Genomic DNA, 23,818 nt, shown 5'->3' on the forward strand with positions numbered 1-23,818 from the left:
GGACTGCATCTGAGGGAGGACGGTATTCCATGGCGGGCATCCACACGCTCGATCGGCTCATCGGCGATGACTATCCGGAGCTTTTGACGGACGAGGAGGTCCGGGCCTTCGAGCGGGTCCCTTATGCCGATCGGGTCGCGGCCGACAGCACCTATGATGCGATCAGGCTCGGTGCCGCACGCAATCCCGATGGGGCAGCGATTCAGTTTCTGCAAAACGCCGACCCGGGCGACACGCCGCTCGTGGTCACCTACCGCGACTTCATTGCGCGCGTCACGCAGGCCGCCAACATGTTTCACGCGCTCGGTGCAGAGAAGGGCGACGTCATCTCCTTCATGCTGCCGCTGCTGCCCGATGCCTTCGTGACGCTGTTCGGCGCCGAGGCCGCAGGCATCGCCAATCCCGTCAACCCGTTGCTCGAGCCGCACCAGATCGCGGAAATTCTGGAAGCGGCGAATACGAAGATCCTGGTGGCGCTCGGGCCAATGCCGGGTACCGACATCTGGCAGAAAGTCGAGCAGATCCGCCCGCAGCTCAAGCATCTCAAGGCGATCGTACAGGTGGCTGGCGGCGGCGATCCCGCCAACGGAATTTTCGCGTTCAACGACCTGATCAAGCAGCAGCCGGCCGACCGACTTATCAGCGGACGCAAGATCTTGGGCAGCGACATCGCCGCCTATTTTCACACCGGCGGCACCACCGGGACGCCGAAGCTGGTGCGGCATACCCACGCCAATCAGGTCTATCAGGCCTGGGCGCTCAACCTGCTCTTGAAGTCGAAGCCCGGCGCCAACTTGCTGTTCGGCATGCCGCTGTTTCACGTCGGGGGATCACTGACGCAAGTGCTGCTGACGCTGTCGAGCGGTGGCTCTCTCGTCGTGCTGTCGCCGAGCGGCTGGCGCAATCCGAACGCGGTGAAGAACATCTGGGGGCTGGTCGAACGCTTCAAGCCGGAAGCGCTGTCGAGCGTGCCGACGGTGCTGGCTGCAACGCTCGCGGTGCCGCCCGGGAATGCCGATATCTCCAGCCTGAAATACGCAGCCGGTGGCGGCTCGGCGATCCCGGTTGCCGTGGGCTCTACGATCCAGGAGAAGCTGAAACTTCCCGTGGTCGAGGTCTATGGCATGACGGAGACCTCGAGCGTGCACACGCTCGCCTATCCGTCACGACCGATCCGGCTGGGCTCGGTTGGGCTCCCCATGCCCTATGCGCGTGTCCGCATCGTGCAGCTGGATGCCGATGGCCGCCTGATCCGCGACTGCAAGCCGGACGAGATCGGCGTCGTCATCATGGCCGGCCCCGGTGTGTTCGGTGGCTATCTCAACGACGCCCACAACAAGGGCGCCTTCGTCGACGAGGTCTGGGTCAATTCCGGCGATCTCGGCCGGCTCGATGCCGACGGCTATCTCTGGATCACCGGTCGCGCCAAGGATCTCGTGATCCGCGGCGGCCACAACATCGATCCGGCGCCGATCGAGGAAATCATGTTCCGCCATCCCGCCGTCGGTTTCGCCGCGGTGGTCGGCCAGCCCGACGCTTATGCCGGCGAGCTGCCTGTGGGCTATGTGCAGCTGAAGCCCGGCGCATCCGTCGAGCCGGGTGAGATCGAGGCGTGGGTGCGAGAGCGCACGCCGGAGCGCGCCGCCGTTCCGGTGCAGGTCATTCCGATCGATCCGATGCCGGTGACCGGCGTCGGCAAGGTGTTCAAGCCGCAGCTGCGTTGGGACGCGGCGCAACGCGTGTTCACGAAAGTTCTGGCGCCGCTCATCGCGCGTGGCATCGATTGCAGGGTGAAGGTTGGTGCACATGGCAGCCACGGCTCGATCGCGATCGTGACACTCGCGGGGCTGCCCCCGGACCAGCGCGAGGTCGTCGCCAGCGAGGTGCACAAATTGCTCGCGCCGTTCGTGATGCGGCACGAGGTGGTGCAGGCGTAGTGGCGCGCTGCTAAGATCAAGGGTGGGCAAACGCGCAAGGCGCCGTGCCCACCTTGCCAATTGAGATCGTCATGGTGGGCACGCCTACGCTTTGCCACCCTGCGAGATCGAGGCTACCCCGCCGGCATTGCCGTCTCGATCAGGCGCACCCAGAACGAGGCGCCGTGGCCGAGGATGTTGTCGTTGAAGACGTAGGCCGGATGGTGGCATGCCGGGCTGTCGCCCATGCCGACCAGGATCATTGCGCCGGGGCGTTCTTCCAGCATGAACGAGAAATCCTCAGCGCCCATCATCGGGATGATTTTGTCGTTGACGCGGTCGGCACCGACGATGTCACGGGCGACGTCGGCAGCAACGCCGGCTTCGCGCGCATGATTCAGGGTTACCGGATACATCCGCGAGTATTTCGTCTCCGCCGAGCCGCCATAGGCACGGGCGACGCTCTCGGCGACCTCGCCAATCCGGCGCTCGACGAGATCGCGCACATCAGGATCGAGTGTGCGCACGGTGCCGCTGAGCTCGGCGGTCTCGGGGATGATGTTGAAGGCGGTACCGGCGTGGAACTGCGTGATCGAGATCACCGCCGACTGCAGCGGGTTGACGTTGCGCGCGACGATCGATTGCAGTGCATTGACGATCTGCGAGCCGATCAGGACGCTGTCGATCGCCTGGTGCGGGGTGGCGCCGGCATGGCCGCCCTTGCCGCGGACGGTGATCTGGATGTTGTCGGAGGAGGCGAGCAGCGGACCCGCCGTGGTCGCGAAATGGCCCTCGGCCAGGCCGGGCATGTTGTGCATGCCGTAGACCTGGTCGACGTTCCAGCGCGTCATCAGCCCGTCCTCGACCATGGCCTTGCCGCCGCCGCCACCCTCTTCCGCGGGCTGGAAGATCAGGATCGCGGTACCGTCGAAATTGCGCGTCTCGGCGAGGTACTTTGCGGCACCCAGCAGCATCGCGGTGTGGCCGTCATGGCCGCAGGCGTGCATCTTGCCGGGAATCTTCGATGCGTAGGGTACATCGGCGGTTTCCATGATCGGCAGCGCGTCCATGTCGGCGCGCAGGCCGATCGTCTTGCCGGACGCCGACTTGCGGCCACGGATCACGCCGACGACGCCGGTGCGGCCGATGCCCGTCACCACCTCGTCGCAGCCGAACTCGCGAAGCTTGTCGGCGACGATGCCTGCCGTGCGGTGGACCTCGTAGAGCAGCTCGGGGTTCTCGTGGAAGTCATGGCGCCAGGCGGCCATTTCGTCGGAGAGGGCGGCGATTCGGTTGACGATGGGCATGGAGGGGGTCCGTTTCTTTTTTGAAGGGCGAGTCAGCACAAGCGTAGCCCGCCGCGAGGCCGGGGTGAAAGGCGGGTCCCTCTCAAAAATTAACTGTCAATCACGGATCATTGACTGACAGATATTGAAATCTGTCAGCGAGACGTGTATATCCGTTTCCGGACGCTCCGATTGGGCGTCCCGTGGTCATCCTTCCCGGGGACCCAAGGTCCGAAATGTCTGCGGATCGAGGGGCGTAGTTTGGGGGTGGGGACCGCGGACGAATGGAGACTTAAGAGAATGACGACCGAAATCATCAACTTCACCGGGACGATTGGGCATTGGCTCAATTTACTGGTTGCGCGCCAGATCGCGGCGCAGGCTGCAAAGCTGCCTCATTAAGAATTGAGCATGGTCTGGTCGGAAAACCGCTACACACTTTTCCGGACCATGCTCTAGGCGAGAGCTTTCCGAACCGACCGGCATGGGCGCTTCGGTAAGCATCCATCGCCGGGTAACTGGACCCTGAACGGGAACATGGTGCTGGCATGAACGAAGCCGTTGTCTTGACGCCGGAGCGGATCCTCGAAGTCACCGAGGACGTCTTGCGGCGCTACGGACTTGCCAAGGCCACGGTGGTTGACGTTGCGCGTGCGCTCGATGTGAGCCACGGCAGCGTCTATCGCCATTTCCCGAGCAAGGCCTCGCTGCGCGAGGCCGTCGCCAAACGCTGGCTCGACCGCATCGACGCGCCACTCCTGGCGATTGCCAAGGAGGAGGGCCCTGCGCCCGACAGGCTCGACCGATGGCTGCGCACGCTGTTCGCCGCGAAGCGTTCGCGCGTGCTCGACGACCCCGAGATGTTCGAGACCTATTTGACGCTGGCGCGCGAAGCGTGCGCGGCGGTCAAGTGTCACAAAGACACCATGATCGACCAGATTGCGGCGATCCTGCTTGACGGCGTGAAGCAGGATGTATTCGCTGTGGCCGACGTCAAGACGACGGCACGCGCGCTGTTCGATGCGACCTGCCGTTTCCATCATCCGGCCCATGCCGACGAATGGAAAGATGCCGAGCTGCCGGCGCGCGTCGATGCGACGCTCGCTCTGTTGCTGCGCGGGTTGAAGGCCGGATAGGCAAACCCTCAGCTGTTCAAAGCGCGCTGATCAATCACTTGTCTTGTGAAGAAGGCTACCATTGTGAGCCGGCGGCGCAGACCCTGAGCGTCGCCGCGCGTGGAAGGCGGGAGCAGACGAGGGCACGACCGGCGGACTATCCGGATATGCATTGACCGCAATTTCGACGTCGTCCTTCGACCGCCTGCGAAGGCGATGGAATGTCAGCTCCTGATCGAGCATCGGGCAGCGGAAGTGGACGACGGCGGTGTCCGGCAGGCGGCAGAGCTCGTCGATGAGATCGCCGACCGTGATGATCGCGGGATGGGCGTCGGCCTTGTGATGACTCTTACTCATGACCTACTCCTCCACTCTGCCGATAACCGCAATGGAATAGTCTACGTTCCATTTCGCTCGGCAGATTGAGAAATTTCATGTCATTCGAGGTAATCCGGCAGTTCTGCTGCTAAATCCGCGTCAGCCCGCAAGCCGCGGCCAGCCGCACCAGTTGCGCGTCCGTGCGCGCGCCGGTCTTGGTCTTGATGAGGTAGTGATAGTTCTGCACCGTTTTCATACTGAGATTGAGATGCGTCGCGATCTGCTCGGTGGTGGCGCCGCCGGCGAACTGCCGCAAAATCTCGATCTCACGCTCGCCCAATTGATCCAGTGCCGAGCCGGTCGGCGACAGGCTGTCCTCGGCCAAGATATGCGCGATGTCGTCGCTCATGGCGCGCTCGCCGCGCGCGACGCCGCGGATGGCATTGACGACGGCGGAGGGCGCGCTGCTCTTGGTGACGAAGCCGGAGGCGCCGGCGCTGAAGGCGGCTTTCACCAGCACGGCCTCGTTATGCATCGTGAAAACGAGGACGCGCGCCCGCGGACTGCGTGCGCGGATGTTGCGGATCGCCTCGAGCCCGCTGGCGCCGGGCATGGAGATGTCCATCACGACGACGTCGGGATCGTGCGTCTTGAAGGCGCCGTAGGCATCCGCGGCATTGTCGGCCTCGGCCACGACATGCAGATCGCCCTGGCTTTCCAGCACGCGACGGTAGCCCTGACGGACGATCGGGTGGTCGTCCACCAGCAGCACGGAGATTCCTGTTGCTGCGACGTCGGTCATCCCGGCCTCACGCGGCGAGCGGAATGGTGGCGGCGACGCTGAGGCCGCCGCGCGCGGGCAGGATCGACAATGACCCGCCGGCCGCCGTGACGCGCTCGCGGATGCCGGTAAGGCCGAAGCCGGCCGATTGCGCGACACGTTCCGCATCGCCACCGCCGTCGTCCTCGACACGGATCAGGAGCGCATCGTTGTCACCGGCGCGCCGCTCGATCCGCAAGGAGATCTCGCGCGCGGAACCGTGGCGGAGTGCGTTGGTCAGGCATTCCTGGGCGACGCGATAGGCGGTGGTGGCAGCAGGTCCCCGCACATCGGTGAGGTCGCCCCTGAGGTCGAGCTGGATCATCGGCTGGGTTGCGCTCTGCGAGCGCCAGCTGTCGACGAGGTTGACGAGGCTGGCTTCGAGCCCGAGCTCCTCGGGCAGGGGATTGCGCAGCCGCTTCAGCGCATCGCGCAGCGAGGCCATCAGATGATGGGTGGCCTGCGAGATCATGCGTGCATCCTGCGCGATGCCGTTGTCCTTGCTCTGCTTCGCGCTCGCCGTCTCGATCGTGTTGGCGAAGGCGAGGATGGCGGAGAGATTTTGGCCGAACTCGTCGTGCAGCTCGCGGGCGAGCGCGCGCCGTTCGTCGTCGCGAATCTCGATCAGCCGCCGCGTCAGCGCCGCGCGCTGTTCGGTGGCCTCTTCCAGCCGGCCGCCGAGCTCGCCGACGGCATTGCCGATCATCGCCAGCTCCATGGAGCGGAAGCGCGGCAGCTTGGTGCGATACTGGCCGCGCGCCATGCGCTGCAGGGCAAGCACGATGGCGCGCGCCGGCGCCAGCGCGTGCGCGATCGCAAGTGAGGCCAGCAGTGCGATTGCCGCCGCCATGAGCAGCGCAACGTCGATTACATTGAGAATGTACTCCCAGGCGAGCGAGATTGAGGCTGCTTGATCCGGCGTCGCGACCACCGTTCCGGCGGCGGCGGCGCGGGGACTGACGGGCCGCACCACCTCGGCGTGGCTGCCGAGGAAGGTCGGCACGATCGACGCGAACCAGCGCGGCGGCGTCCTTCCGATCCCCTGGCTTTGGCCGCACAGCGGCTTCTCGAATGCGGCAGCCGGTTGGAACTCGACGCAGACGCCGGGGGAGATCAGCTTCATCGTCTCCAGAGTCCGCCACTCCGGAACCGGCAAAAGCTGCTCGCGCGTTCTGTTGCTGCGCAGCAAGAGCTCATGCCAGTACAGGCCCTGGAGCGCCTGCGCGACCCGCTGCGCGGACGCCGCCGTCGCCCGGTCGACGCTACGATAGGCGTCGAACGTGGCCCATATGGTCGCTGCTGCCAGGCAGAGCGCAACGATGAGCAGCAGACGGGCGACAAGCTGAAGCACGAGGCGCATGCGATCACCCCAAAGTTTGGTAAGCTCAGCCTAACAACGCCGCCGCGCCTTGCCAATTGCGGGGTTGGGCCGGATGGCAGCTCGGGCAAATTTCCCAAGCCGGATTGGGCATGGGTCTTTGGACCTGGCGCGGCGGCTTTGATCTAATCGCGTGGAATCGTTGCAGGCCAATCCCTGCAGGTCAGGAGCAGCGCAGCATGAGTTCGATGACGATTGGACCGATCGCGAGCAGCGCGACCGACCCATCCGAGCGCAGCGCGCTCCTGTTCTGGATGATCTTCACCGGGCTGTCGATCTTCGCCATCGTGTTGTTATGGCGGTTCGGCCTGATCCATTTGATGCTGACTTCGGATCGGACCTACATTTCGAGCGTCATCGCGGTGCTCTATCTCGTCACCTGCGGCCATTGCTTCCTGCGGACACGAGCGATTGCCCGTGAAGGGGCGGCGGCGCGGCGCTGCCGCGCGGTGCTGGCGGCGCCCGACGGCAGCAAGGTGCTGGATGCAAGCGCGCCTGCGCTGCCGCGTGGGCTGGTGCGCGATCATATCGAGAGCCTTGTGACGAAGGCCGCGGCGCAGGGTTACCGCCCCGTCGACCAGACGCTGCTGCTGCGGACGCTCGCCGACCGCCTGCGCGGCTCCAACGGGTTCGGTGCCTTCGTTTCCGATACGCTGATGAAGCTCGGGCTGCTCGGCACCATCATCGGCTTCATCATCATGCTGGCGCCGATCGCGGGGCTGGATGCCGCCGACAAGGTCGCGATGCGCTCCTCGATGGGGCTGATGAGCGACGGCATGGCGGTTGCCATGTACACGACGCTGGCCGGTCTCGTGGGCTCCATCCTGGTCCGCATCCAGTATTACATGCTGGATTCCGCGACCCAGCGCGTGTTCTCGGATGCCGTGGTCCTGACCGAGACCTATGTGACGCCGGTTCTGGAGCGCAAAGGCGCTGGAACGCCGTCATGATGGATGATTTCGGTCTCTATCCGCGCGAGGAGCCGTTCGATCCGCTGGGCGTGATGCTGTTCAAGGCGCTCCAGGTGGTCGCCTTCCTGTTCTTCCTGGCGCTGCTCGCGATCTCGCCGGATGCCAAGGACGGAAAGGTCGACTCCAAGGCCGAGTTCATGATTACGCTGGACTGGCCGGACAATCACCCCGATGATCTCGACCTGTTCGTGCAGGATCCCGCCGGCAACATCGCCTGGTATCGCCATCGCGAGGCCGGCTTCCTCACGCTCGATCGCGACGACAGGGGCGGGGCCAACGACTTCATCATGGTCGCCGGCAAGAAGATCGCTTCGCCCATTCGCGAGGAGATCGTGACGGTGCGTGGCATCGTCGCCGGCGAATACACCGTCAACGTCTCGCATTTTGTCGCCACGACCGGCGAGCCCGTCACGGCCAATGTGAAGGTGCAGAAGCTGAACCCGACCGCGCAGGTGGTGTTCGACAACAAGTTCACGCTCGATCACACCGGTGACGAGAAAACTGCCGTGCGGTTCCGGCTCGATGCCGAGGGCAAGGTCATCGACGTGAGCCAACGGCCAAAATCGCTGCTGGAGACTTTTCGCAGCAGCTGGCGCAATGGGGCCGATCTCGACCCGAGGACCGGCGTGAGCAAGAACGCAACGAGGGTGCGCCGTGACTAGTCTGCAAACGGTCATCCTCACGCTGTCGGTCGCCTATGCCGTGATCGGCGCGCTGCTGCTGGTCGTGCTGGTCTATGCGCGGCTGCACTGGTCGCTGAAGGCGATCGCGGTGGTCGTGACCAGCGCGTTCTACGTCGTCAGCTTCAGCGAGATGCGCGGGCTTCTGGGCTGGGCCAGCATGGACAGGCTGCCGACCACCTTCAAGCTGCTCAAGGCGCGGATCGTCGAGCCGCATTCCCTCGAGGGCGATCCCGGCTCGATCTATCTCTGGGTCGAGGAACTCGACGAGGATCATCGTCCGAGCGGCATTCCGCGCGCTTTCCGCGTGCCCTACAACGACACCCTGGCCGACAAGACCCATGCGGCGGAGAACGAGATCGCGCTGGGACACCCGCAAGGCGGCCGCGCCGCGGATTTCGGCGGCGGCGACGGCAGCCTGATCGACATGGTCCGCGAATATGTGACGCCCAAGACCATCATGGAGACCAGCGGCGGCGATTCCTCGACCGGCGAATTCATCGCTCCGCCGGCCGGCGCGCAAGGCGCTGTGTTCACCCCGCTGCCGCCGCCCCGGATGCCCCCGAAAGACGAGCAATAGGCTCTTCACCATTGCGGGAGCACGGCGCTGGTAAACCGCGCCGCGCTGGCGCATCTTGTTGACCTCCCTCAAATTGGCTTTATCGGCTTCCAATAAGAATTTGAGGGTGGAGGGTGCGTGCTTCTCGCTGTCTTCTCGGATATCCACGGCAACCGGCAGGCGTTCGAGGCGTGCCTGAAAGTGGCCCGCGCCAAGGGCGCGGAGCGGTTCATCCTGCTCGGCGATTTCGTCGGCTATGGCGCCGACCCGGAATGGGTCGTGGAGACCGCCATGGATCTGGTCGCCCATGGCGCCGTGGCCGTGCGCGGCAACCATGACGAAGCCGTCAACACGACGACCGAGAGCATGAATAACGAGGCCCAGATCGCGATCGAATGGACCCGCGGACGGCTCGACGCGGCACAGCGGCGGTTCCTGGCCGAGCTGCCGATGCTGGTGGAGGACAGCGATCGTCTGTTCGTGCACGCGGAGGCATCGAGTCCCAAGCGCTGGCACTATGTGCGCTCGACCGCGGATGCCGCCAAGAGCCTGATCGCGACGCCGTCCCACGTCACCTTCTGCGGCCACATCCACCGGCCCGCGCTCTATTCGATGTCCGTCACGGCAAAGATGACGAGCTTCGTGCCCAAGACCGACGTCCCGGTGCAGCTCCTGCGCGGGCGGCAGTGGCTTGCCGTGCTCGGCTCGGTCGGCCAGCCCCGCGATGGCGATCCGTCTGCATCCTTCGTGCTGTTCGATACGATCTCGTGCCAGATCACCTATTGCCGCGTGCCCTATGACATCGCGAGCGCGGCGAACAAGATCCGCGAGAACGGCCTGCCGCCCTGGCTGGCCGACCGATTGTCGCAGGGACGCTAGATGCCCAAATCCCTGGTCAAATTCGGCGCCGTGATCGACGGCTACACGATCGGCGAATGCGTCCATGCCGGCGGCATGGCGACGCTGTGGACCGTCACCCATCCCGGCATCGAGGTGCCGCTGCTGATGAAGGTCCCGCGGGCCTCGGAAGGCGAGGATCCTGCGGCGATCGTCTCGTTCGAGATGGAGATGATGATCCTGCCGCGGCTCGCCGGTCCGCACGTGCCGCACTGCTACGGTACCGGCGATTTCGCGCACCAGGCCTACGCCGTGATCGAGCGCATTCCGGGCACGACGCTTTACAAGCGGCTGCCCGACCTGCCGCTGCCCTACGAGGAGGCGCGGCTGCTGGTTGCGAAGATCGCGGCCGCGCTCGCCGATCTGCACCGGCAGAACGTGATCCATCATGACATCAAGCCGAGCAGCGTCATGTTCCGCGAGAGCGGCGAGGCGGTGCTGATCGATTACGGCCTGTCGCATCACGATCATCTGCCTGATTTGCTGCAGGAGGAATTTCGCCTGCCTTATGGCACCGCTCCCTATATGGCGCCCGAGCGCCTTCTGGGTGTGCGCGACGACCCGCGCAGCGATCTTTTCTCGCTCGGTGTCCTGCTCTATTTCTTCACCACGGGCGAGCGTCCCTTCGGTGAGGGCGAGACGCTGCGCGCGATGCGGCGGAGGTTGTGGCGCGATCCGTATCCGCCGCGAAGCCTGCGCGCCGACTATCCGCCCTGGCTCCAGGAGGTGGTGCTGCGGTGCCTAGAGATCGAGCCGGTCTGGCGCTATCCGACCGCGGCGCAACTCGCCTTCGATCTGGCCCACCCGAACCAGGTCAAGCTGACTGCGCGTTCGGAGCGGATGAAGCGCGATCCCCTCAGCGTCGCATGGCGCCGCCGCTTCAACCAGGACGTCAAGCCTTCGCGGGCCAAGTCGGATGTTGCCGAGCAAATCGCTTCGAGCCCGATCCTGGCGGTCGCGCTCGACACGGTGGAAGGCGCAGCCGAACTGAACGAGGCGCTGCGCGTGACGACGGAGCGCATCCTGGCGACGCTGCCGTCTGCCCGGCTTGCCTGTGTCAACGTGCTGAAGCTCAACCGCATCGCGATCGACCGGACGCTGGACGAGCAAGGCTCCAACAAGCACATCGATCGCCTCGTCGCGCTCCGGCACTGGGCGACGCCCTTGAAGCTGGACGAGAGCCGGCTGTCGGTTCATGTGCTGGAGGCCGTCGATCCCGCCGCTGCGCTGCTGGAATTCGCCGAGGTCAACCAGGTCGACCATGTCATCATCGGCGCGCGGCAGAACTCGTTCAGGCGTACGCTGCTTGGCAGCGTCTCCGCCAAAGTGGCTGCGGAGGCAGCCTGTACCGTCACCGTGGTGCGGCCGCCGCGAATGGCTGCGGATGCAGTTGAATCGGATGCCGGCGAGGCGGCGGGCTAGAGCGTTTTCGAGCGAATTGGAAACCGGTTCGCGTCAAGAAAATGCGTCAAGACTAGGATCTAGAGCCCCGTTGCGATTCTATCGGAACGGGGCTCTTGGCGCCGGGTATCGAGAGGCGGATCAAGCTGCGTGAGCGGTGTAGCTCGCGCGCCTGCGGCGGATCGGCCAATTGAACCGGGGATCGGGTTCGCCGTGCTCGGCATGGCCGCCGAAATACTGGATGATCTCGCGGCAGGGTTCGCAGGCGAAGAGGTTACGCGACGCGGCTGCCTTGGCCATTTCCTTGAGGCAGTTGGGGCAGTGCGGTTTCATGGTTTCAATCCGGAAAAAGGGAGTCTCAATGGCGGCGTTGCAACGCGAACGAATGATCGAGGTCTGAATGATCGGGGCCCGCATCGTCGTCGCGCGCCCCATCGGTGCGCTCGAGGCGGCCGAAGAAATAATCGAGACTCGGATGCGGGCGACGCGGAATGCGGCAGCGGCGCTTCGGCAGACGTTTGACCAGGGCGATCTGCATGGCGTCAGGTCCGGTCGCGGCGGATGACGCGGCTGGAACGCGCCGGGACTTTCTCCGGTTCGGCCGATGGGCCAAACACAACGAACGCACTGAAACCGATCCACAACGCCACGCCAGTCCAAATCAGGGTCGTTGTCATGATGTGCTCCCGTCACAAGCAGGCAGGAGCCAGTAGCGATGATTTGCGCGAATCAGTGAAGTCCGGATGAGTACGGATCGTGGTTGCAATTTTAAGCATTGCGCGCGGCGGCCTCCGTAAAAGCCGCAGGTTTTCGGCTCTTGGGGAGCCTTGCGCAGCTCAGATCGCTTCGCCGCGAGCGCCCGCGGCAGCGTTGCGGATCGCTGCAATATTGTTCTTGTAGGCTTCCAGCGTGCCGCCCTTGAACACGGAGGTGCCGGCAACGAAGGCGTTGGCGCCGGCAGCTGCGAGCGCGCCCGCGACATCGGGGCCGACGCCACCATCGACCTCGATGTCGATCGGCCGTCCGGCCGTCATCGCGCGAATGTCGCGGATCTTGCCGATCGCTGAGTGAATGAAAGCCTGGCCGCCGAAGCCCGGATTGACCGACATCACCAGCACGAGATCGACCAGGTCGAGCACGTATTCGAGCACGCTGATCGGCGTGCCTGGATTAAGGGAGACGCCGGCCTTCTTGCCGAGCGCGCGGATCGCCTGCAGCGAGCGGTGCAGATGGGGGCCGGCCTCGGCATGCACGGTGATGTGGTCGCAGCCGGCCTTGGCGAAGGCTTCGAGATAGGGGTCGCAGGGCGAGATCATCAGGTGCGCGTCGAACACCTTCCTGGTGTGCGGGCGCATCGCCTTGATGACGTCAGGGCCGTAGGAGATGTTGGGGACGAAGTGCCCGTCCATGACGTCGAGATGAATCCAGTCGGCCCCGGCGGTATCAACCGCACGAACCTCTTCGCCGAGCTTCGAGAAATCGGAGGCCAGGATCGAGGGCGCGATGGCCAGGGGGCGGGGGGCGAAGGCTTGTGTCATGGCGCTGTTTCCCGTGGCGGCATAGGGCCGAATGGCCTCGCCTAACATGGGCCTCTCAGCCGGGCAATGCAGGGAGCGTGAGCTTCCTGTGGGCGGAAAAATCTGCCGTCAGCGGCATGAATTGCCGATGTTCCCGAACCCTGCAAAGCACGGTCGGGCTGGATTTCATTGAGCTTTTCGCGCTGGCACGACGCTTGCTCACCTCAAGCGCCGGAACATTGGCCGCGGCATGCCGCATGGGTTGGAGTTGTGCAATGTTGTTCGCGCTTGGCGCCGTATCGAGTGCGCTTGATGCCATTCAGTCGCTGACGGGCTCGAAATCGTCCTCGACGCAGAAGACGGGATCGTCGCAAAACGCGACCAACAATCCGTTCGCGATCGGCAGCGGCAGCACGACCAGCGGTGCGACCTCGTCGGTCAATTCCGGCAATTGCGCGCAGATCGCACCGGAGACGATGAGCGCGCTGCTCGCGGCGCAAAGCCAGTCGACGGACTCGACCAGCAGCACGACCAGCTCCACATCGTCCAGCTCGGCGTCCTCGACGTCGACGAGCCGTGACGCCGCGTTGAAGGACCTGTTCTCGCAGATCGATGCGGACGGCGACGGCAAGATCACCCAGTCCGAGTTCGAGAACGCGCTGGGTGCCGGAGGCACCAATCTGGCGCAGGCCGATGACGTGTTCTCCAAGCTCGATAGCAATTCCGACGGCAGCGTCAGCCTCGACGAGATGTCGAAGGCGCTGAAAGGCAGCGGCCATCACGGCGGGCACCATCACGCGCACGGCGCGAGCGGCTCGGGCGACGCGTCCGGCAGTGGCTCGGACTCCTCCGCGTCATCGTCGAGCGGCGGGTCGACCTCGACCACGACGACCGCCGCCGACGGCTCGACCACCACCACCGTCACCTATGCCGACGGCTTCAAGATGACGACGACGGTGCCGGGTGCCTCCAGCTCGTCAAACGCGAACGGCGGCGGCAACTCGCCCTACGACTGGTTCGGCCAGATGATGCAGCGCCAGGCTCAGACCGCAGCGGGATCCGCGGCTTCATCGATGTCGATGAGCGTGTAAGCCGGCCTCTTGCCTCGCCCCGCTTGTGGGGGCGGATTGCATCGAAGATGCAATCCGGGTGAGGGGGCAAGCTAACCAAACTGATCTTTCCACGCGGGCTGCGCACCCGGGAACGGCAGCGCGGTTGCACTGTGGACGCCGCGGGCGATGGCGCGGGCGACCACGTTGGCGGCGACCATGCCGAGTTCGGTCATGCCGACGATTGGATCGACCGGCTTCGCACCTGTCGCGGCGGCGAACAGCACGTCACCATCGGTCGGCGCATGCACCGGATAGATCGCGCGGGCGAAGCCGGTGTGCGCGATCATCGCCAGCCGCTTGGCCTGAGGCTTGGTCAGCACCGCATCGGTGACGACGACGCCGATCGTGGTGTTCTCACGCTCGGTCGCGGCAGGACCGCCCTTGATCCGCATCTTGAGCATGTCGTCGGTGAACGTGTCAGGCAATCCGCGGCCGCCGAACTCGCCGTTGACCTCGAACGGCGCTGCCCAGAACCACGGACCGTCGCCGACGGTGGCGCTGCCGACCGCATTGACGGCGATGATCGCCGCGACCTTGATGCCGTTGCTGGTGAGCGCGGACGCCGAGCCGAGCCCGCCCTTGAATGTCGCGGTGGTGGCCCCGAAGCCCGCGCCGACGCTGCCGAGCGCAAACTCCGTCCCGGCCGCGACCGCCGCGGCGTAGCCGAGATCGCGATAGGGCGCGAAGCGGCCCCAGGCCTTGTCGCCGCCGTTGAGCAGATCGAACAGGATCGCGCCCGGCACGATCGGGATCAGCGCCTCGCGGACGCGGAAGCCGCGGCCTTGCTCGGCAAGCCAGGCCTGGATGCCGCCGCCGGCCTCGATCCCGAAGGCGGAGCCGCCGGACAGCGCGATCGCGTCAACGCGTTCGACCGTGTTGGCGGGATCGAGCAGTGCGTCCTCGCGCGTGCCGGGGCCGCCGCCGCGAATGTCGATCGCCGCGACCGCCGGCTGGTCGAACACGATCGCGGTCGCGCCCGAGGCGAGCTTTGCGTCATGGGCGTGGCCGACGCGGACGCCGGCGATATCGGTGAGGAGGTTTTTCAAGAGCCACACTCCGTGCGCTGCATAGCTTCAGCGATAGCGCACGTGAGCGGCCCGCTCAACTCGCCAGCGCCGTCCTGAGCATCTTGGCGAGCTCCGACTTGCGGTAGGGCTTGGCCAGCAGCAGCACGCCGGAATCGAGCCGGCCGTGATGGACGATGGCGTTCTCCGTGTAGCCGGAGGTGAACAGGGTCTTCAGATCCGGTCGCCGCCGCGCCGCCTCGTCGGCGAGCTGACGGCCGTTCATGTTGCCCGGCATGATGATGTCGGTGAAGAGCAGGTCGATGTCGTTGTCGGCGTCGATGATGACGAGGGCTTCGGCCGCGTTGGCTGCTTCGAGCGCGGCATAGCCGAGGCTCTTGACCTGGGTTACGACATACTGCCGGACCAGCGCGTCGTCCTCGACGATCAGGATCTTCTCGTCGCCGCCGGTGATGGGCACGTTCTGGAGCTGTTCGTACTCGGTCTCCTGCACGCCGGTGGACCGCGGCAGGTAGATCTTCACGCTCGTGCCGTGGCCTTCCTCGCTGTAGATCTTGATGTGGCCGCCGGACTGCTTGACGAAGCCGAACACCATGCTGAGGCCGAGGCCCGTGCCCTTGCCGACCTCCTTGGTGGTGAAGAAGGGGTCGAACACCCGCTCGAGCAGCGCGGCCGGAATCCCCGAGCCGGTGTCGCTGACCGCGATCATCACGTAGTTGCCGGCGACGACGTCGGGATTCATGCTGGCGTAGCCGTCGTCGAGGAAGATGTTGCGGGTCTCCAGCACCAGCGTGCCGCCGTCGGGCATGGCATCGCGCGCGTTCAGTGCGAGATTGAGGATCGCGGTGGAGAGCTGGCCCGGATCGACCAGCGCAGGCCAGGCATCCTCGGTGAGCTGCGGCATGATGGTGATCTGCTCGCCGAGTGTCGGGTGCAGCAGCTTGGCGGCCTCGAGCGTCAACGCGTTGACGTCGATCTCGCGCGGCTGAAGCGGCTGCTTGCGGGCGAAGGCGAGCAGATGCTTGGTCAGCTGCGCGCCGCGTTCGGCGGCGTCGTCGATCAGCTTGGTGATGGCGGCAAGCTCGGGCCGGTCGGCGACCGCGTCCGCCAGGATGCCGATCGTGCCGGTGATGACGGTGAGCACGTTGTTGAAATCGTGGGCGACGCCACCGGTCAACTGGCCGATGGAATCCATCTTCTGGACCTGCCGGAGCTGGGCCTCTGCAGCCTGCTTGTCAGTGAGGTCGCGCCCGATGAAGAAATGGCGCTTGACGGGCTCCGACCAGGTGCCCATCCAGTTCAGCGTCACCTCGTGGCCGTCGTAGTGATAATAGCGTGCCTCGAAGCTGCGCTTGACCGCGCCACGCCGCGCTGCGCGCATCTCGCCTCGGGTCTTATCGAGGTCATCGGGATGGATGAACTCGGTTGCGCTGTGCCCGATCATATCCGCCGGGCTGAAGCCGAGGATGTCCTTTACGCTCGGGCTGACCTGGATGAAATTGCCGTAGCCGTCGGTGACCAGGATCAGGTCCTGCGATGTCTCGAAAATGCGCTCGCGTTCCTCGATCTCCCGGCGCAGCTTTTCTCGCGACTGCTTCTCCTCGGTGATGTCGTGGGCAATCTTGGAGACGCCGATGATCTCGCCGTTGACTGACTTCAGCGGTGAGATGTTGAGCACGAGGTCGATCGGGTGACCGTCTTTTCGTGTTCGGACAGTCTCGTGCTGGGCAATCGATTCGTTGCTGGTGACACGGTTGAGGATGCTTCTGACCTCGGCCTTGCGATCCTCCGGCACGATCATCTCGATCGGCTGGCCGATCGCCTCCGCGGCGGAATAGCCGAACAGGCGCTCGGCCGCTTTGTTCCAGCCCGTGATGATACCATCGAGAGACTTCGTGATGATGGCATCGTTGGAGGACTCGACGACGGCGCCGTAGAGCGCGAGGCGCTTGTTATAGTAATCTCGCTCGGACGCCGATTGCTCGCGCAGCTGGCCGAGGAGGCCCATCGTGCTTGCCTGGAGGCGGACGTTCTCGATCAAGAGCACGGCGAGCACGAAGCTTGCGGCGCAAAGTCCATAGAGACGGCCGGCGTAGAAGCCGAGATCGTAGCGAGCGACATTGACGATTGCCGACAGCGCGATGTCGAACAGCCAGGCGCACATCGTGACCATCAGCCAGATGTCGATCACCGTATGCGGCTTGCGGAACCACAGCGTGATCAGCGCGGCGAAACTCAAGGACCAGACGAACGACACCACGCCGATCATGGTGGTGGTATAGCGACCGTCTCTCAGCAAGACCGGCAGCAGATCGTGCTGCGCGGTGACGATCCAGGCAATGACGGCCATCGCCGCCAGGACGCCGAGGACGGTCAGCACGATCGCGCGCACGGTTGGTCCTTCGATTTTGCTGCCGCCGTAGCCGTCCTTGAGCCACCCATAGGACAGCACGAACAGCGGAAACCCGCCGTGCCAGATCATGTAGAGCCAGACGGTGGTCTGAGAGCCGGCGCCCAGCAGTCCAGTCGGCGCGAACAGGCCCGGGAAGGTGAGGGAGTGGGTCACCGCCGCAGCTGCGGTGAACAGATAGCCCGTCGACAGCAGCAGCAGCGCCCGGCTGCGCAGGACAGAGAATTGCGACAGCAGCAGAACCGCGGTGATGATGTCGTTGACCGCGAGAGCTGATTGGTAGCTGGCCACGAAGGCCGGCACCTGGATCAGCGGGGTCCCTGCGAAGGGGACAGCCAGTGCGAACAGGACCGCCGAAACACCGACAATCGCCAATGCTGCAGTGCGGTCACTCTGCGTAGCCGGTAAGGTGGAAAGGAATGTGCTTCGGTCGTTCTTTGCGTGCACGTTGACCTCTCGCTGGGTCGGCATGGGCAGTCCACGTGACTTCGTTTGGCCGGCTGCCTTGGCTTGCATGGTAGCCCGCTCCGGGCCCGTGTCCCGAGGGGATGCCCCGGCGACTCAACCGAGGGTTACAGCTTACTTAACCTGGACAGGGAATCGGAATAGGGAATCGGTAAGATTGGCTTTACTGGACGGACTCATACTGACGTGGCGCCCCATCGCCGTCGAATTGAACCAATTAATGATATGAATCCGGGAGTTGTTCCCATGCCTCGTGTCCTCATTGTCGATGACCAGAAGGACGTGCGCGCGATGGTCTCGATCGTGCTTCGGGTCAACCGTTATGACGTTGTCGAAGCGGACACCGCCGCGGCCGGCTTGAAGGCCTTCAGCGAGGATGTATTCGACGCGGTAATTGTCGACATTTTCCTGGCCGACACCAGCGGTATCGAGGTCATGGCCGCTATTCGCGAGCGGGTTCCCGGATTTCCGATCGTGGCCGTGTCCGGCATGACGGCGCTGGATTTCATCGGCGAGGCGCCCGGTCTTGACGGGGTCGTCTGCCTGCAAAAGCCGTTTCGGCCAAACGACCTGCTGCAAGCGCTCAGGAAGGCGCAGGAAGCAGCTGGCGGCGAACTGTCCGCAGCCGTCTGACGGTATTGCAAAAGAAAACGCCCCGGCGAACCGGGGCGTTAACGGTGGCATGGAAAGGTCAGGCATCCTGTCTCAGGTGCCGTTACCCTTGATCTGGGCGTAGCCGCCCTTGGCATCCCACTTGTAGACGACGTAGTCGAGCTGCTTGATGTCGCCCTTGGCGTCATACTCGATCGGGCCGATCACGGTGTCCCACTTGCCGGCCTTCATCGCTTCCATGACCTTCTTGGCGTCGGTGGTGCCGGCCTTCTTGGCCGCCTGCGACCAGACCTGCATCGCCGCGTAGGTATAGAGCGTGTAGCCTTCAGGGTCGATGTTCTTGGCCTTGAAGGCGTCGACGATCTTCTTCGCGGTCGGCTTCTCGCGCGGATCGGGACCGAAGGTGAACAGCGTGCCTTCGCCGGCGGGGCCGGTGATGGAGGCATATTCCTTGTCGGCGAGCGCGTCGCCCGCCATCAGGATCGTCTTGAGGCCCTGGTCGCGCATCTGACGCAGGATCAAGCCGCTTTCCTGGTGGTAGCCGCCGACATAAACCAGATCGATGTTGTCGCGCTTCAGGCGCGAGACGATCGCGTTGAAGTCCTTGTCGCCCTTGTTGTAGGACTCGTACATCTTCTCGGTGATGCCGGCCTTGTTGAGCGCCTTCTTGGTCTCGTCCGCAAGACCCTTGCCGTAGGTGGTCTTGTCGTTGAGGATCGCGATGTTCTTGCCCTTGAAGTTCTTGGCGATGTACTGCGCCGCGATCAGGCCCTGCTGATCGTCACGGCCGCAGACGCGCGCCACGTTCCAGAGCTTGCGCTCGGTGAAGAGCGGGTTGGTCGAGGCTGGCGTGATCTCGAGCACGTTGCCGTCGGCATAGGCTTCCGACGCCGGGATCGACGACGACGAGCAATAATGCCCGGCCACAAACGGGATCTTGGCTCCAGCGATCTTCTCGGCGACCGAGCGCGCCTGTTTCGGATCGCAGGCATCGTCCTCGATGTTGAGCGCAAGCTTTTTGCCGTTGACGCCGCCGGCGGCGTTGATATCGGCGACGGCCATCTCGGCGCCGTTCTTCATCTGCCGGCCGAATGCGGACTCCGTGCCTGTCATCGGGCCTGCGACTGCGATGGTGACATCCTGCGCGAATGCCGCGCTCGACAGCGCGATCGACGCGCCGAATGCCAGACCGATGAGCTTCAGTGATTTCATGAGATACCTCGTGGGTGATCGCCTGTGGAAGTTGCCGGGTTGGCCCGGTTCAAACCGGCGCCATTCTTGATTGAATCCTGGGAGAAGTCACCGGCAAAATACGGGCATAAGCGCAGATATTTCGGCGCATTCCGCCGCGCTCGAGGCGAACTTCACCCTGGGCGGCTCAGCCGTGCCGGCCGCCTTCCAGATAGGCGGCACGAATTTCTGGGCGCTGCAGCAACTCCGTGCCGGTTCCGGCCAGCGTGATCAGGCCATTGACCATGACGTAGCCGCGATGTGCGAGCTTGAGCGCATGGTTGGCGTTCTGCTCGACGATCAGGACGGTCAGGCCGTCCTGCCTGTTCAGGGTCCGGATCGCGTCGAAGATCTGGCGGGCGATCAGTGGCGCCAGCCCGAGTGAGGGTTCGTCGAGCAGGAGCAGGCGCGGGCGGCTCATCAGGGCGCGCCCGATCGCGAGCATCTGCTGCTCGCCGCCGGACAGCGTGCCGCCGCGCTGGACGTAGCGCTCCTTCAGCCGCGGAAACAGCGTGAATACGCGCTCCAGTGTGGCCTCGCGCTCGGCATCGGTGCACTCGGTCGCGTCCGCGCCCATCTGGAGGTTTTCCGCCACGCTCATGCGCGGGAAGATGCGGCGGCCTTCCGGCGACTGCGCGATGCGCAGATGGGCGATCTCATGGGTCGGAACGTCGGTGATGTCGCGGCCTTCGTACAGAATCTGGCCGGCGCGGGCGCGCGGCTTGCCGAAGATCGTCATCATCAGCGTCGACTTGCCGGCGCCGTTGGCGCCGATCAGGGCAACGATTTCGCCGGCATTGATCTCGACATCGACGCCCTTCAGCGCCTCGATCTTGCCGTAGGCGGCGCGCAAGGACCGGATCGCGAGCAGGGGAGTGGGGACTGACGTCACGACCCGCTCTCCATCACCGCCGCAGCCTCTTCCTCATCGGTACCGAGATAGGCCGCGATCACTTTCGGGTCGTCGCGCACTTCCTGCGGCGTGCCTTGCGCGATCTTCACGCCGTGGTCCATCACCACGATGTGGTCGGAAATCTCCATCACCACCGACATGTCGTGCTCGATCAGCAGGATCGAGGTCCCGAGCTCGTCGCGGATCGAGAGCAGAAGCTCGCTGAGCGCAGCGCTTTCCCGCGCGTTGAGGCCTGCGGCGGGCTCGTCCAGGCAGAGAAGCGCGGGCTCGGTGCACATTGCGCGCGCGATCTCGAGCCGGCGCTGGTCGCCATAGGCGAGATTGCCGGCGGCGTCGTCGGCGCGGTCGAGCAGATTGATCCGCTTGAGCCAGTCGGTGGCAAGCGCGATCGCCTGCTTTTCGGCGTTGCGATAGGTGGGGACGCCGATCAGGCCGAGAAACGTGAAACCCGATGCGAGCATCAACGCATTGTGTTGCGCCACCATCAGGTTCTCCAGCGCGGTCATGCCGGGAAACAGCCGGATGTTCTGGAAGGTGCGGGCGACCTTGGCCTGCTTGGCGATGCGGAAATCGTTGAGCCGTTCCAGCGCGATTTGGCGCCCATCGTCATGGGTGAGGCGGATGGCGCCGCCGCTCGGCTTGTAGAAACCGGTGATGCAGTTGAAGACGGTGGTCTTGCCGGCGCCGTTCGGTCCGATCAGCGCGGTGATCTTCTTCCGTTCGGCGGCGAACGACAGGTCCTGCACGGCGACGATGCCGCCGAAACGCATGGTGAGCCGGTCGACGCTGAGAATTGGCTCACCGCTCATCCGTGTCCCTCCTTGACGAGGTCGGAGGAGATGGTTTGCGCCTTGGTCAGATAGACGGTCGGCGCGCGATGGCCGATCAGGCCGCGCGGCCGCCAGATCATGATCAGCACCATGGCCATGCCGAACACCAGCATGCGGTAGGTCTCCAGGCTGCGGAACAGCTCGAAGCCGCCGATCATGGCAAGGGCTGCGAGCGCGACCCCGAGCTGCGAGCCCATGCCGCCGAGCACGACGATGGCGAGCACCAGCGCCGATTCCTGGAAGGTGAAGGATTCCGGGCTGATGAAGCCCTGGCGCGTGGCGAAGAACGCACCGGCAAAGCCGCCGAACATGGCGCCGGTCGCGAATGCCGTGAGCTTGGTGGTCGTGGTGTTGATGCCGAGCGCGCGGCAGGCGACCTCGTCTTCGCGCAGCGCCTCCCAGGCGCGGCCGATCGGCAGGCGGCGCAGGCGGATCGTCACCCAATTTGTGAGCAGCGCCAGCGCCAGGATCAGATAGAACAGGAACACGATGCGATGGGTCGGCGAATATTCGATGCCGAGCTTTGCCGCTAACCCGTCATCGCTGTTGTCGAGCGGAATGCCGAAGAAGGAGGGGCGGGGAATGCCGGAGACGCCGTTCGGTCCGCCGGTCAAATCCTGCCAGTTGATGATGACGAGGCGGATGATCTCGCCGAAGGCCAGCGTCACGATGGCGAGATAGTCGCCGCGCAGGCGCAGCACGGGGAAGCCCAGCAGCACGCCCCAGAACGCGGCGAGGATGCCCGCGAGCGGCAGGCAGACCCAGAACGACAAGCCGAAATTGGTGGCGAGCAGCCCGTAGGAATAGGCGCCGACCGCGTAGAAGGCGACGTAGCCGAGATCGAGCAAGCCGGCGAGGCCAACCACGACGTTGAGGCCCCAGCCCAGCATGACATAGGTGAGCACGAGGATCGCGAGGTCGAGGATGTAGCGCTGGTTATAGAAGATGACAGGCACCAGCAGCGTGAAGATCAGGAGCGCCGGTGCAAGGTAGCGGCCGACGAACGACATGCTGCTCTGCACCGAAGCCGGCACCAGCTTCTCGGTGCCGGTCGGACCGATCCATTGCCGCAGCAACTCGATCACGATCGAGCCGCCGAACACCGCGGCGACGAGCGAAGCGAGATCGCCGAAGCGCGCCCAGTAGGTGAGCTGGCCGTCGGAGCCGGCCTCGGTGCGGATGCCGACCATCAGCGAGAACAGCACCAGCGCGATCGCTGCGTTGATGAAGGCGGTCTTCAGAAGGAAGGGGATGCCGGCGGTGCGACTTGCGTTCTTGGTCTCGTGTGGTGTGGCTGTCACGCGGGGCGGTCCGTCAGACTTTTTCGACTTCGGGACGGCCGAGTAGGCCGGTCGGCATGAAGATCAGCACGACGATCAGAATCGAGAACGCCGCGACATCCTTGTACTCGACCGAGAAATAGGCCGACCAGAACGTCTCGATCAGGCCGATCGCGAGGCCTCCGAGCATCGCGCCCGGCAGCGAGCCGATGCCACCGAGCACGGCGGCCGTGAACGCCTTGATGCCGGCGACGAAGCCCATGAAGAAATCGACCAGTCCGTAATAGAGCAGATACATCAGGCCGGCGACAGCCGCGAGCGCAGCACCAATCACGAAGGTCATGGAGATGGTGCGGTCGACATTGACGCCAAGCAGCGCCGCCATGGTCTGGTCCTGCTCGCAGGCGCGCATGTCGCGCCCGAGCCGTGTGCGCGAGACCAGCCAGGTGAAGATCGCCAGCAGCACGATGGTGGTGATGACCACCATGATCTGGATGTTGGAGAGCTGGATCACGAAGCCGTCCGCGCTCTCATGCAGCGTGTAGCCGCCGGTGATGAAGGGAGGGATCGGCTTGACGCGCGCTCCTTGCGCCACCTGCGAGTAATTGGTCAGCACGAAGGACATGCCGATCGCAGACAGCATCGGAGCGAGACGGAAGGAGTGGCGCAGCGGCCGATAGGCGATGCGCTCGATGGTCCAGCCATAAAGTGCGGTGATCGCCATCGAGACCAGCAGCACCACGAGCAGAATCACCGGGATCGCGGTCAGTCCGAGCGAGATCAGGATCAGGAAGGTGATCAGTGCGATGAAGCCGCCGATCATGAAGATATCGCCATGGGCGAAATTGATCATGCCGACGATGCCGTAGACCATCGTGTAGCCGATCGCGATCAGGCCATAGATGGAGCCGAGCACGAGGCCGTTGATGAGCTGCTGGGCGAAATAATCCATGCGCTGCCGTTACCCAAACCTGACGCGACTGAAGGGAGGTCTTCGAGAGAGTGCTTACGTTTCTTCTCGGGCCCCGGCAGCCCTTGAGCGTTCTTCCCATTTTGTAACAGGAGGGAACTGGCGGCTGCAAC

24 protein-coding genes are annotated in these 23,818 nt (G+C 64.5%); 9 read left to right on the plus strand and 15 right to left on the minus strand.

The window, feature by feature from the left end:
* Positions 1-29: 29 nt before the first annotated feature.
* On the plus strand, positions 30-1,937 hold the full coding sequence (locus ACWAT4_RS15405) for an acyl-CoA synthetase (RefSeq protein WP_449730862.1): 1,908 nt from the start codon (positions 30-32) through the stop codon (positions 1,935-1,937).
* 113 nt (positions 1,938-2,050) lie between these two features.
* On the opposite strand, the gene ACWAT4_RS15410 is transcribed toward ACWAT4_RS15405, so the two are convergent.
* Positions 2,051-3,223 carry a M20 aminoacylase family protein gene (locus ACWAT4_RS15410; protein WP_212303032.1) on the minus strand — a complete coding sequence of 391 codons (1,173 nt, stop codon included), beginning with the start codon at positions 3,221-3,223 and terminating at the stop codon, positions 2,051-2,053.
* Positions 3,224-3,750: 527 nt separating this feature from the next.
* Between ACWAT4_RS15410 and ACWAT4_RS15415 the strand changes: the two genes are divergently transcribed.
* Positions 3,751-4,338: a TetR family transcriptional regulator gene (locus ACWAT4_RS15415; RefSeq protein ID WP_212303033.1), complete on the plus strand. Its 588-nt coding sequence runs from the start codon at positions 3,751-3,753 to the stop codon at positions 4,336-4,338.
* A 30-nt stretch (positions 4,339-4,368) separates the two neighbouring features.
* Here the strand turns inward: ACWAT4_RS15415 and ACWAT4_RS15420 are convergent, their stop codons facing one another.
* The 3 genes from ACWAT4_RS15420 to ACWAT4_RS15430 form a co-directional block, all read right to left on the minus strand.
* Complete coding sequence (locus ACWAT4_RS15420; RefSeq protein WP_212303034.1) at positions 4,369-4,674, minus strand: hypothetical protein; 306 nt, start codon at positions 4,672-4,674, stop codon at positions 4,369-4,371.
* 109 nt (positions 4,675-4,783) lie between these two features.
* The gene (locus ACWAT4_RS15425; RefSeq protein ID WP_212303035.1) at positions 4,784-5,437 is read right to left on the minus strand and encodes a response regulator; all 654 of its coding nucleotides are present in this window, start codon (positions 5,435-5,437) and stop codon (positions 4,784-4,786) included.
* 7 nt (positions 5,438-5,444) lie between these two features.
* On the minus strand, positions 5,445-6,815 hold the full coding sequence (locus tag ACWAT4_RS15430; protein WP_212303036.1) for a sensor histidine kinase: 1,371 nt from the start codon (positions 6,813-6,815) through the stop codon (positions 5,445-5,447).
* A gap of 197 nt (positions 6,816-7,012) precedes the next feature.
* On the opposite strand from ACWAT4_RS15430, the gene ACWAT4_RS15435 reads away from it, so the two are divergent.
* The 5 genes from ACWAT4_RS15435 (at position 7,013) to ACWAT4_RS15455 (ending at position 11,362) form a co-directional block, all read left to right on the plus strand.
* Entirely contained in the window at positions 7,013-7,783 is a 771-nt protein-coding gene (locus ACWAT4_RS15435; protein ID WP_212303037.1) for a MotA/TolQ/ExbB proton channel family protein, read from the plus strand.
* Positions 7,780-8,466, plus strand: a complete 687-nt coding sequence (locus tag ACWAT4_RS15440; protein ID WP_212444387.1) for a hypothetical protein — start codon at positions 7,780-7,782, stop codon at positions 8,464-8,466. The genes ACWAT4_RS15435 and ACWAT4_RS15440 overlap by 4 nt, the downstream gene beginning before the upstream one ends.
* Entirely contained in the window at positions 8,459-9,064 is a 606-nt protein-coding gene (locus tag ACWAT4_RS15445) for a hypothetical protein (protein WP_212444386.1), read from the plus strand. Before ACWAT4_RS15440 ends, ACWAT4_RS15445 begins: the two co-directional genes overlap by 8 nt.
* Positions 9,065-9,181: 117 nt before the next feature.
* Positions 9,182-9,922, plus strand: coding sequence for a metallophosphoesterase family protein (locus tag ACWAT4_RS15450; protein ID WP_212303040.1), 741 nt, complete (start codon positions 9,182-9,184; stop codon positions 9,920-9,922).
* Positions 9,923-11,362: a serine/threonine protein kinase gene (locus ACWAT4_RS15455; protein ID WP_212444385.1), complete on the plus strand. Its 1,440-nt coding sequence runs from the start codon at positions 9,923-9,925 to the stop codon at positions 11,360-11,362.
* A 120-nt stretch (positions 11,363-11,482) separates the two neighbouring features.
* Here ACWAT4_RS15455 and ACWAT4_RS15460 read toward each other — a convergent pair whose 3' ends face one another.
* The 4 genes from ACWAT4_RS15460 to rpe all read right to left on the minus strand — a co-directional run bounded on the left by ACWAT4_RS15460 (position 11,483) and on the right by rpe (position 12,879).
* Positions 11,483-11,674 (minus strand): hypothetical protein, encoded by a 192-nt coding sequence (locus tag ACWAT4_RS15460; RefSeq protein WP_212444384.1) that lies wholly within the window; start codon positions 11,672-11,674, stop codon positions 11,483-11,485.
* A gap of 25 nt (positions 11,675-11,699) precedes the next feature.
* Positions 11,700-11,879 (minus strand): hypothetical protein, encoded by a 180-nt coding sequence (locus tag ACWAT4_RS15465; protein WP_212444383.1) that lies wholly within the window; start codon positions 11,877-11,879, stop codon positions 11,700-11,702.
* 4 nt (positions 11,880-11,883) lie between these two features.
* Entirely contained in the window at positions 11,884-12,018 is a 135-nt protein-coding gene (locus ACWAT4_RS15470; RefSeq protein WP_449730863.1) for a hypothetical protein, read from the minus strand.
* A 159-nt stretch (positions 12,019-12,177) separates the two neighbouring features.
* Positions 12,178-12,879, minus strand: a complete 702-nt coding sequence (rpe, locus tag ACWAT4_RS15475; RefSeq protein WP_449730864.1) for a ribulose-phosphate 3-epimerase — start codon at positions 12,877-12,879, stop codon at positions 12,178-12,180.
* A 254-nt stretch (positions 12,880-13,133) separates the two neighbouring features.
* Between rpe and ACWAT4_RS15480 the strand changes: the two genes are divergently transcribed.
* Positions 13,134-13,949: an EF-hand domain-containing protein gene (locus tag ACWAT4_RS15480; RefSeq protein ID WP_449730865.1), complete on the plus strand. Its 816-nt coding sequence runs from the start codon at positions 13,134-13,136 to the stop codon at positions 13,947-13,949.
* Positions 13,950-14,020: 71 nt separating this feature from the next.
* Here the strand turns inward: ACWAT4_RS15480 and ACWAT4_RS15485 are convergent, their stop codons facing one another.
* Both ACWAT4_RS15485 and ACWAT4_RS15490 read right to left on the minus strand, forming a co-directional pair.
* Entirely contained in the window at positions 14,021-15,016 is a 996-nt protein-coding gene (locus ACWAT4_RS15485) for a P1 family peptidase (protein WP_212303046.1), read from the minus strand.
* A gap of 55 nt (positions 15,017-15,071) precedes the next feature.
* Positions 15,072-17,876, minus strand: a complete 2,805-nt coding sequence (locus ACWAT4_RS15490; RefSeq protein ID WP_212303047.1) for a PAS domain S-box protein — start codon at positions 17,874-17,876, stop codon at positions 15,072-15,074.
* Between the two features lie 240 nt (positions 17,877-18,116).
* Here ACWAT4_RS15490 and ACWAT4_RS15495 point away from each other — a divergent pair, with 240 nt between their 5' ends.
* The gene (locus ACWAT4_RS15495; protein WP_212303048.1) at positions 18,117-18,503 is read left to right on the plus strand and encodes a response regulator; all 387 of its coding nucleotides are present in this window, start codon (positions 18,117-18,119) and stop codon (positions 18,501-18,503) included.
* A 72-nt stretch (positions 18,504-18,575) separates the two neighbouring features.
* Here ACWAT4_RS15495 and ACWAT4_RS15500 read toward each other — a convergent pair whose 3' ends face one another.
* The 5 genes from ACWAT4_RS15500 to ACWAT4_RS15520 form a co-directional block, all read right to left on the minus strand.
* A complete protein-coding gene (locus ACWAT4_RS15500) occupies positions 18,576-19,694 on the minus strand; it encodes a branched-chain amino acid ABC transporter substrate-binding protein (RefSeq protein WP_212303049.1) in 1,119 nt (372 codons plus the stop codon).
* 166 nt (positions 19,695-19,860) lie between these two features.
* Entirely contained in the window at positions 19,861-20,604 is a 744-nt protein-coding gene (locus ACWAT4_RS15505) for an ABC transporter ATP-binding protein (protein ID WP_212303050.1), read from the minus strand.
* Positions 20,601-21,434 carry an ABC transporter ATP-binding protein gene (locus ACWAT4_RS15510; protein WP_212303051.1) on the minus strand — a complete coding sequence of 278 codons (834 nt, stop codon included), beginning with the start codon at positions 21,432-21,434 and terminating at the stop codon, positions 20,601-20,603. Before ACWAT4_RS15510 ends, ACWAT4_RS15505 begins: the two co-directional genes overlap by 4 nt.
* Positions 21,431-22,756 carry a high-affinity branched-chain amino acid ABC transporter permease LivM gene (gene livM, locus ACWAT4_RS15515; RefSeq protein WP_349629491.1) on the minus strand — a complete coding sequence of 442 codons (1,326 nt, stop codon included), beginning with the start codon at positions 22,754-22,756 and terminating at the stop codon, positions 21,431-21,433. Before livM ends, ACWAT4_RS15510 begins: the two co-directional genes overlap by 4 nt.
* Before the next feature lie 13 nt (positions 22,757-22,769).
* Positions 22,770-23,687: an ABC transporter permease subunit gene (locus ACWAT4_RS15520; RefSeq protein WP_212303052.1), complete on the minus strand. Its 918-nt coding sequence runs from the start codon at positions 23,685-23,687 to the stop codon at positions 22,770-22,772.
* Positions 23,688-23,818: the final 131 nt, after the last annotated feature.

The sequence above is a fragment of the Bradyrhizobium sp. T-1 genome, assembly GCF_053592855.1.

What these genes read in the sequence shown, in the direction of transcription:
- ACWAT4_RS15490 (WP_212303047.1), bottom strand. Translation starts at nt 17,876, where the DNA reads ATGCCGACCCAGCGAGAGGTCAACGTGCACGCAAAGAACGACCGAAGC.
- ACWAT4_RS15460 (WP_212444384.1), bottom strand. Translation starts at nt 11,674, where the DNA reads ATGAAACCGCACTGCCCCAACTGCCTCAAGGAAATGGCCAAGGCAGCC.
- ACWAT4_RS15500 (WP_212303049.1), bottom strand. Translation starts at nt 19,694, where the DNA reads ATGAAATCACTGAAGCTCATCGGTCTGGCATTCGGCGCGTCGATCGCG.
- ACWAT4_RS15455 (WP_212444385.1), top strand. Translation starts at nt 9,923, where the DNA reads ATGCCCAAATCCCTGGTCAAATTCGGCGCCGTGATCGACGGCTACACG.
- ACWAT4_RS15440 (WP_212444387.1), top strand. Translation starts at nt 7,780, where the DNA reads ATGATGGATGATTTCGGTCTCTATCCGCGCGAGGAGCCGTTCGATCCG.
- ACWAT4_RS15480 (WP_449730865.1), top strand. Translation starts at nt 13,134, where the DNA reads ATGTTGTTCGCGCTTGGCGCCGTATCGAGTGCGCTTGATGCCATTCAG.
- ACWAT4_RS15430 (WP_212303036.1), bottom strand. Translation starts at nt 6,815, where the DNA reads ATGCGCCTCGTGCTTCAGCTTGTCGCCCGTCTGCTGCTCATCGTTGCG.
- ACWAT4_RS15415 (WP_212303033.1), top strand. Translation starts at nt 3,751, where the DNA reads ATGAACGAAGCCGTTGTCTTGACGCCGGAGCGGATCCTCGAAGTCACC.
- ACWAT4_RS15420 (WP_212303034.1), bottom strand. Translation starts at nt 4,674, where the DNA reads ATGAGTAAGAGTCATCACAAGGCCGACGCCCATCCCGCGATCATCACG.
- ACWAT4_RS15495 (WP_212303048.1), top strand. Translation starts at nt 18,117, where the DNA reads ATGCCTCGTGTCCTCATTGTCGATGACCAGAAGGACGTGCGCGCGATG.
- ACWAT4_RS15425 (WP_212303035.1), bottom strand. Translation starts at nt 5,437, where the DNA reads ATGACCGACGTCGCAGCAACAGGAATCTCCGTGCTGCTGGTGGACGAC.
- ACWAT4_RS15520 (WP_212303052.1), bottom strand. Translation starts at nt 23,687, where the DNA reads ATGGATTATTTCGCCCAGCAGCTCATCAACGGCCTCGTGCTCGGCTCC.
- ACWAT4_RS15410 (WP_212303032.1), bottom strand. Translation starts at nt 3,223, where the DNA reads ATGCCCATCGTCAACCGAATCGCCGCCCTCTCCGACGAAATGGCCGCC.
- ACWAT4_RS15435 (WP_212303037.1), top strand. Translation starts at nt 7,013, where the DNA reads ATGAGTTCGATGACGATTGGACCGATCGCGAGCAGCGCGACCGACCCA.
- ACWAT4_RS15510 (WP_212303051.1), bottom strand. Translation starts at nt 21,434, where the DNA reads ATGAGCGGTGAGCCAATTCTCAGCGTCGACCGGCTCACCATGCGTTTC.
- ACWAT4_RS15405 (WP_449730862.1), top strand. Translation starts at nt 30, where the DNA reads ATGGCGGGCATCCACACGCTCGATCGGCTCATCGGCGATGACTATCCG.
- rpe (WP_449730864.1), bottom strand. Translation starts at nt 12,879, where the DNA reads ATGACACAAGCCTTCGCCCCCCGCCCCCTGGCCATCGCGCCCTCGATC.
- ACWAT4_RS15465 (WP_212444383.1), bottom strand. Translation starts at nt 11,879, where the DNA reads ATGCAGATCGCCCTGGTCAAACGTCTGCCGAAGCGCCGCTGCCGCATT.
- ACWAT4_RS15470 (WP_449730863.1), bottom strand. Translation starts at nt 12,018, where the DNA reads ATGACAACGACCCTGATTTGGACTGGCGTGGCGTTGTGGATCGGTTTC.